General features: G+C 70.7%; 7 protein-coding genes and 1 riboswitch. Of the genes, 5 read left to right on the top strand and 2 right to left on the bottom strand.

The window, feature by feature from the left end:
- On the top strand, window positions 1-438 hold a 438-nt coding region (locus V7067_RS13685; RefSeq protein WP_334176462.1), incomplete at its 5' end, for a GNAT family N-acetyltransferase.
- Window positions 439-610: 172 nt separating this feature from the next.
- Here the strand turns inward: V7067_RS13685 and V7067_RS13680 are convergent.
- Window positions 611-1,288: an energy-coupling factor ABC transporter permease gene (locus V7067_RS13680; protein WP_334176461.1), complete on the bottom strand. Its 678-nt coding sequence runs from the start codon at window positions 1,286-1,288 to the stop codon at window positions 611-613.
- 33 nt (window positions 1,289-1,321) lie between these two features.
- Window positions 1,322-1,549: riboswitch (cobalamin riboswitch) on the bottom strand.
- A gap of 173 nt (window positions 1,550-1,722) precedes the next feature.
- On the opposite strand from V7067_RS13680, the gene V7067_RS13675 reads away from it, so the two are divergent.
- The 4 genes from V7067_RS13675 to V7067_RS13660 all read left to right on the top strand — a co-directional run bounded on the left by V7067_RS13675 (window position 1,723) and on the right by V7067_RS13660 (window position 5,861).
- Window positions 1,723-3,876 carry an FUSC family protein gene (locus V7067_RS13675; protein WP_334176460.1) on the top strand — a complete coding sequence of 718 codons (2,154 nt, stop codon included), beginning with the start codon at window positions 1,723-1,725 and terminating at the stop codon, window positions 3,874-3,876.
- A gap of 62 nt (window positions 3,877-3,938) precedes the next feature.
- Complete coding sequence (locus tag V7067_RS13670) at window positions 3,939-4,169, top strand: DUF1656 domain-containing protein (RefSeq protein WP_334176459.1); 231 nt, start codon at window positions 3,939-3,941, stop codon at window positions 4,167-4,169.
- Window positions 4,160-5,044 carry an efflux RND transporter periplasmic adaptor subunit gene (locus tag V7067_RS13665; RefSeq protein ID WP_334176458.1) on the top strand — a complete coding sequence of 295 codons (885 nt, stop codon included), beginning with the start codon at window positions 4,160-4,162 and terminating at the stop codon, window positions 5,042-5,044. The genes V7067_RS13670 and V7067_RS13665 overlap by 10 nt, the downstream gene beginning before the upstream one ends.
- 100 nt (window positions 5,045-5,144) lie before the next feature.
- On the top strand, window positions 5,145-5,861 hold the full coding sequence (locus tag V7067_RS13660; RefSeq protein ID WP_334176457.1) for an NAD-dependent deacylase: 717 nt from the start codon (window positions 5,145-5,147) through the stop codon (window positions 5,859-5,861).
- 48 nt (window positions 5,862-5,909) lie between these two features.
- Here V7067_RS13660 and V7067_RS13655 read toward each other — a convergent pair.
- The coding region (locus tag V7067_RS13655) for an ABC transporter ATP-binding protein (protein WP_334176456.1) at window positions 5,910-7,312 on the bottom strand (1,403 nt) is incomplete at its 5' end.

Here is a 7,312-nt window from a genome sequence, read left to right as displayed (position 1 = left end):
TGGAGCGCGGTGCCGTTCTGGATCCGCGTCATCGACGAGGTGGCGCGCGGCGACCGCATGCTGATCGTGGCGCTGGAGGACGGCGTTTCGGTCGGCTGCGTTCAGCTCGTGCTGGGCATGCCGCCGAACCAGATGCACCGGGCGGAGGTGACGAAGCTGCTGGTGCGCCGCTCGGCGCGCGGCCGCGGCGTGGGCGAAGCGCTGATGCGCCGCTGCGAGGTGGAAGCCGGCCTGCACGGCCGCACGCTGCTCACCCTCGATACCGCCATCGGCAGCCCGGCAGAGCGGCTCTATCGCCGGCTTGGCTGGCGCGAGGTCGGCAGCATTCCGGGCTATGCGCTGTTTCCCGATGGCGAGCCGTGCGACACGGTGCTGTTCTGGAAGCGCATGGACCACGTCCATCTCGACGATGACGACGACGACGGACTGGCGGGCTGAGGACTGGCGGGCTGAAGACAGTCCGGCCCGAGAGGGGAAGGACTGAAAGGGTCTGAAGACCGGCCGGCGACGCGGGTTGCGCGTCGCCGGTGTTGCGGCCCGGCCGGGGCCGGCTCCTGTCCCTTCCCGCGATGGGACAGGCCGGCGCACCGTGCCGCCGGGCCGCGGCCGCTCAGGCGGCCTCGAACAGCCGCTTCTCGAAGAAGAAGCTGCCCTTCAGGCTCCACAGCAGCTTGGCGGCGGCCAGCACGGCCAGATCGACCAGCGGCTCGATGACGATCACCAGCATGTAGGCCCCGCCGAACGAGGCGATCGAGGCGGCGTTGGCGGCGGTGAAACCCTGACCGTAGAACGCCCAGAACGCCACCCACGCCACGATGCCGGCCTGATAGGCGGTGGAGAGTGCCAGCGCCTGCCGGTATTTCAGGTCCACATAGGGCGTATGGGGCGCGATGACGTGGCGGGCCAGCGCCTTGAGGCCGAACAGCGGCACCAGCAGCGTGGTGACGTTCATGCCGTACTGCGGCAGGTCGAAGGGGGCGAAGAACAGGCCCTGAATGGCCAGCCCTGCCGCAAGGCCGATGGCGGCCGGCGCGGCACCGAAGATCAGGAACAGCGTGGAGCCGAGGATAAGATGCACCTCGGAAACGCCGACCGGATAATGCGGCAGCACCTCGAAGAACGAGAATACCAGCGCGGTGGCGACGACGCTGCGCGCGGCCAGCGAAACGAGGCCGCGCTCACGCACGGTATCGGCCGCAAGCTTCAGCGCACAGCCGCCGGCGCCAAGCGCCGTGACATAGCTAAGCCAGATCTTTCCGTCGGCCACGAGGCCCGGTTCAATATGCATGACGATCTCCTCCGCCGTCTCACCCGACGGCCGGGGTTGGAACAGGCACAGGGCCGGTCTCCTGACTTGCGGGTCGTCACGAACCTTCTGTCTTCCCGGCCGCCCCGGAAGGGGCGTCCAGTGACGCGGGTCTGAAGGTCGCTCGCCGCTCACAGTCGCGGGGGCGGTTGGGGCTTCGGGCCGTCTGAACGGTCCTTCCCCATTCCCGTTTCATCCCGGACGCCGGATGCGCCGCGGGACACCATGTGCACCGCTCATGGGGCCGCCTTTCCGCAGGGCGGGTCAAGTGATTCGGTGCCGCCGCGGCGGTTTTCCCGGTGCGGGGTCTGCGTGTACAAGTGGAGGGTCTGCGGGAGACGGCGATCTCCGCAGCGGTGGCAGACATCCGGGGCGGGCCGCAGGCCGCGGCCGGGCAGAGGGGGAGAAACGCAGGGATGGAACCGGCACAGGCACAGCGCCGGGCGCGCCTCTTCGCCCTGCCGGTCGACACCGGCTGGCGCAACGTGGTGTTCGCGCTGCGCACGACGGCGTCTGCCCTGCTGGCGCTGGCCATCGCCTATGCGCTGGAACTGCGCGAGCCGCAGTGGGCCACCATCACGGTCTTTCTGCTGTCGCAGGCGACCGTCGGCGCGGTGGTGGCAAAAAGCGTGTGGCGCACGATCGGCACGGTGTGCGGCGGCACCACCGGGCTTATTCTGGTGGGGCTGTTCTCGCAGGCGCCGGCGCTGCTGGTGGCGGCCACAGCGGTCTTTGTCGGACTGTGCTTCTTTATCGCGGCGCGTCTGCGCAATTTCGCGTCCTATGGCGCGGTGCTGGGCGCCTATACCGCGCTGCTGATTTCGTTCGAGGGCTCGGCCGATCCGCTGGCGGCGTGGTGGATCGCGGGCGACCGGGTGAGCGAAATCCTGATCGGCATTGCCTGCAGCACGGCGGCCGGTGCGCTGGTGATGCCGCGCTATGCCGGCGATGCGCTGCGCGAGTCTCTGGCGACCGTCTTTTCCGGCCTTGCCGGCTATTGTGCGCTGGCGCTGCAGCCCTCGGTGCCGCCGGCAACCTTCGTCGCCCTGCGGGGGCGCATGGTGAGTGCCGTCACCCAGTTCGATGCCCTGCGCTCCTATACGCTGTTCGAAGCGCCGGAGATGCATGCCGACGACCGGAGCCTGCGCCGGGTGGTGCGCGAGTTTCTGACGGTGCTGTCCATCGGCCGCGGGCTGTTCTTCCGGCTGGAGGACTTTCGCCGCGACGATACCGCCGCCATCCGGCAGCGGATGGACCCGGTGCTGGAGGCGACGCGGCGGATGCTGGAGGCCATTGCGGCCGATCCGACGGTGCTGGGCAATCCGGCGGCCGTGCGCCGGCAGCTTGCGGCGGCGCGGGCCGACCTCAGAGCCGCCGCGGCCGACCTCAACGCCCTGGCGGGCACGGTGCCGTTCGGGCCGCTTGCCAACGCCCTTCTGGTGGTCAGCCGGGCGGGCGATCTGCTGCATGCCCTGTCGGTGGTGATGGTGACCGAGGCAACGGGCCTGCGCACCGGGCGGGGCCCCGCGGCACCGGCCGCCGCCGGGCGCGGCGGCGCGGGCCCGGCGCTGGCGCGGCAGACGCTGCGCGAGGCGGGACTGATCGGCCTGCGCGCCGCCCTCGCCCTCGTCCTTATCGCCGCGTTCTGGATGGCGACAGGGTGGGACATGGGCATGGCCGCGATTTCCGGTGCGACGATCCTGCTGTTCTCCACCGTCAATCAGGATAACCCGCTGCCGAAGGCGTACACCTATCTGGTGTGGATGAACCTCGGCATCGCCGCGGCCTATGGCACGATGATTGTGGTGCTGCCGCTCGCGGCCGATTTCACGGCCCTTGCCCTCGCCCTCATGCCGGTGCTGGTGGTGGCGGCGCTGATGGCCGGCACGCCGGCCCTCTCCGCGGCGGGCTTCGCGTTCGGCATTTTCTTCATGGCGCAGATCACCATCGGCAATTCGGTGGTGCCGGACGAGACGGCGTTCGTCAATTCCGCCGCGGCGATGATCGTCGGCATGATCGTGTGCATGGCGGTGCTGGCATTGTTTCCCGTGACATCGCAGGCAGCCCGCGGAGAAAGCTGGCATGTGGTGATGACGCGCATCCTGCCGGCGGCGGCGCGCGGGCAGCAGCCGTCGCGGGCGGCCGCGCGCGAGGTGCTGGCGCTGCTGATGGCGCTGCTGCCGCGGCTTGCCACCGGCCGGCCCGGCGACGATGATTTTCTGCGCGGCACCCTCGGTGCGGCGTCGGCGGCGCGCGAGCTGGGCCGCCTTGCCGGTCTCGCCCGCGATCCTGCGATGCCGCCGGCGGTCGCTGCCGCGCTCGGCAAGGGGCTGGAGGCCTTTGCTGCGGCTCTGGCCTCGCTGGCCGATCCCGGCCGCGATGTCGACGCCGCGCTTTCAGAGGCGCGGGCGGCGGTCTCCGGGCTGCGCAGCGCCTTTGCCGGCCAGCCGCTGCCGCCGCAGCCGGCGGCCCGCGCCCGCCTGTTGTCGGCGGCGGCCGGCCTGCGCTTCATCGACGACCGCTTCGACATCGACCGGCCGTTCCTCGAACGGCGCTTTTCCCGAACGTGAGGGTCGCTTTTCGCAAACGCGCGTTCCATTTTCCGCAAACACGAGTCTTGCCGGACCTGAGTATGGACACACCGAGCCTGCCCCTGTTCCACACCCTGTCGTTCTTCGGGTTCTACCTGCCGCCCGGCTTTTTCTGGGCCCTTGCCGGCCTGCCGCCCTATGTGCTGGCGCGCTGGGCGATGGGGCGCTTCGGGCTCTATCGCTATGTCTGGCACCGGTCGCTGTTCAATCTGGCGCTTTATGTGATCGTGACCGGCGCGGCCGTGCTGGGCGGGGGGCAGGCATGGCGATGATCGGGAAGATTGCGCGTCCGGCGCTCACACTCGCCGTCACGCTGGCGGCCATCGTCGTCGGCTGGAAATTGTGGGTGTTCTACACCCTGTCGCCGTGGACCCGCGATGCGCTGGTGCAGGCCAATGTGGTGGATGTCGCCCCCGACGTGGCCGGTCTGGTGACCGGGATCCCCGTTGTCGACAATCAGCGGGTGAAGAAGGGCGATGTGCTGTTCGTCATCGATCCGCGGCGTTTTGAGCTGGCGCTGTCGCAGGCCGAGGCGCGCGTGGCCGACAGTGCGGCGGCGCTGAAGCTGGCGGCCAACGACGCGCAGCGCGATGCCGACCTGATGGCGCAGGATCCGAACGCGATCTCGCGGCAGGCGGTCGAGACCACCCGCAGCCGGGCGGCGGAGGCGGCCGCCGCGCTGCAGCTGGCGCAGGCCGAACGCGATCTGGCGGCCTTCAATCTGGAGCGCAGCACCGTGCGGGCCTCCGTCAACGGCTATGTGACCAACCTCACCGCCACCGTCGGCGATTTCGCGGCCCGCGGGCAGGGCGTGATGGCGCTGGTGGACAGCGACTCCTTCTATGTCGCGGCCTATTTCATGGAAACCAAGCTGCCCGCCATCCGCAACGGCGACCGGGCCGGTGTGCGGCTGATGGCCGGCGGCGTGACGCTGCCGGGCACGGTGCAGGGCGTCAGCCATGCCATCGCCAATCCGGCGGCGATCGGCGGCGCGCTTCTGGCAAAGGTCGACCCGAATTTCCAGTGGATCCGGCTGGCCCAGCGCATTCCGGTGCGCATCGCGCTGGACCCGGTGCCGGAGGATGTGCTTCTTGCCGCCGGCCTGTCGGCCACCGTCACGGTGCAGCCGGGCACCGCGCCGCGCTGAGCGGGGCGATGGTGTATGGTCTGCGGCGCGGCACCGCGATGACCGCGGTACCGGGATGGCAGAAGCGCCGGGATGGCAGAGGCGCTGGGGGTGACGGACGATGAACCTGTTCGTGCTGACGGGGGCCGGGTGTTCGGCCGAAAGCGGTCTTGGCACCTTTCGCGATACCGACGGGGTGTGGGCGCGGTTCGATCCGATGAAGCTCGCCACCCCCGAGGGCTTTGCCGCCGACCCCGATCTGGTGCAGGCCTTTTACAACGCCCGGCGCCGCAACACGCGGGCGGCGAGCCCCAACGCCGCTCATTTCGCCCTTGCGCGGCTGGAGGCGGCGCTGGAGCGCCGGGGCGGCTCGCTCTTCCTGTGCACCCAGAACATCGACGACCTGCACGAGCGCGCCGGTTCGCACAACGTTGTGCATATGCATGGCGAACTGCTGCGGGCGCGCTGCCTGCAGTGTGGCGCGGCCTCGCCCTGGCAGGACGATATCGGGGGCGACGATGTCTGCCCGGCCTGCCGGGCCGCCGGCACCCTGCGGCCCCATGTGGTGTGGTTCGGCGAGATGCCGCTCTACATGCACGAGATCCACGATGCCCTTGAGGAGGCGGACCTGTTCGTGGCCATCGGCACGTCCGGCTCGGTCTATCCGGCGGCGGGCTTCGTGGCGGCAGCCCGTCAGCTCGGCATCCGCACCTGCGAGCTCAATCTCGACCCGTCCGACAATGCCGGCTATTTCGACGAGCGCTTCTACGGCCCGGCGAGCGAGACCGTGCCGGCCTGGGCCGGGCGGCTGACCGCCGGGCCGGATGCGGTGGTCTGAGAGCCCGGCCTCAGGCGGCCGGGCGGCCGTGGTCTGAGGGGCCCGGCCTCAGGCGGCCGGGCGCCGGCGGGTGGGGTCGGGCAGCGGCACTGCGGCCATCAGGTCGCGCGTGTAGGCTTCCTTCGGGGTTTCGAACACTGCGCGGCGGCTGCCGGCCTCCACGATGCGCCCGCCGCGCATCACCGCCACGTCATGGCTCATGCGCTCCACCACGGCCATGTCGTGGGAGATGAAGAGATAGGCGAGGCCCATCGTTTCCTGCAGTTCCAGCATCAGGTCCAGCACCCGGGCGCGCACCGACACATCGAGGGCGGCCACGCTCTCGTCGGCCACGATCAGCTTCGGTTCCAGCGCAAGGGCGCGGGCGATGCAGATGCGCTGGCGCTGGCCGCCGGAGAACTCGTGCGGATAGCGGCTGGCGTGATCGGGCGAAAGGCCGACGCGGGCCAGCAGGTCCGCCACGCGCTCGCGGCGCTGCGCCGCGCTGCCGATGCGGTGGATGACCAGCGGCTCGGCAATGGCCGCGCCCACCGACATGCGCGGATCGAGGGAGGCGTAGGGGTCCTGAAAGATCATCTGCGCCTTGCGCCGCAGCGTCTGCGGCTGGCGGCGGCCGAGCCCGGAGACGGATTCGCCGTCGATCACCACGTCGCCGCCGAACGGGATCAGCCCCAGCACCGCCTTGCCGGTGGTGGACTTGCCCGACCCGCTCTCGCCCACCAGACCCAGCGTGCGGCCGGGAAACAGCGCGATGGAAACCCCTTCCACCGCCGGCGGCCCGCCCGCGGCAGCCCGGCCGAACCAGCCCTTCGCGGCGCCGTAGCGCACGCTGAGATCGCGGACGAACAGCACCGGGCTTTCCCCCGTCGGCCGGGGGGCGGGCGCGGCGGCCGTGACGCGCGGCGGGCCGTCGGTGCCGCTGCGGGCGCCGAGGCGCGGCACCGCGGCCAGCAGCGCGCGGGTATAGGCCTGCCGCGGCGCGGTGAACAGCGGCACCGCGCCGGCCGCCTCGACGATGCGGCCGGCCTGCATCACCGCCACGCGGTCGGCCATTTCGGCGACCACGCCCATGTCGTGGGTGATGAGAATGATGGAGGTGCCGAACGTGCCCTTCAGCTCGCGCATCAGCGTCAGGATCTGGGCCTGCACCGTCACGTCGAGGGCCGTGGTCGGCTCGTCGGCGATCAGCACCTTCGGCCGGCACGACAGCGCCATGGCGATCATCACGCGCTGGCGCATGCCGCCGGAAAGCTCGTGGGGAAACTGCTTCAGCCGGCGCGCGGGATCGGTGATGCGCACCGCGTCCAGCATGTCGCGCGCCCGCGCGGCGGCATCGGCGCTGCCCTGATGGGTGCGGATCGCCTCCTCAAGCTGCGCGCCAATGCTCATCACCGGATTGAGCGAGGTCATCGGCTCCTGAAAGATCATCGCCACGTCGCGGCCGCGCACCT

The sequence above is a fragment of the Pseudoxanthobacter sp. genome, assembly GCF_036822375.1.
In the GTDB taxonomy this organism is placed as follows: domain Bacteria; phylum Pseudomonadota; class Alphaproteobacteria; order Rhizobiales; family Segnochrobactraceae; genus Pseudoxanthobacter.
Note: the sequence above shows the minus strand (reverse complement) of the source record. Positions and strands in the feature narration are given on the sequence as shown.

What these genes read in the sequence shown, in the direction of transcription:
- V7067_RS13680 (WP_334176461.1), bottom strand. Translation starts at nt 1,288, where the DNA reads ATGCATATTGAACCGGGCCTCGTGGCCGACGGAAAGATCTGGCTTAGC.
- V7067_RS13675 (WP_334176460.1), top strand. Translation starts at nt 1,723, where the DNA reads ATGGAACCGGCACAGGCACAGCGCCGGGCGCGCCTCTTCGCCCTGCCG.
- V7067_RS13670 (WP_334176459.1), top strand. Translation starts at nt 3,939, where the DNA reads ATGGACACACCGAGCCTGCCCCTGTTCCACACCCTGTCGTTCTTCGGG.
- V7067_RS13665 (WP_334176458.1), top strand. Translation starts at nt 4,160, where the DNA reads ATGGCGATGATCGGGAAGATTGCGCGTCCGGCGCTCACACTCGCCGTC.
- V7067_RS13660 (WP_334176457.1), top strand. Translation starts at nt 5,145, where the DNA reads ATGAACCTGTTCGTGCTGACGGGGGCCGGGTGTTCGGCCGAAAGCGGT.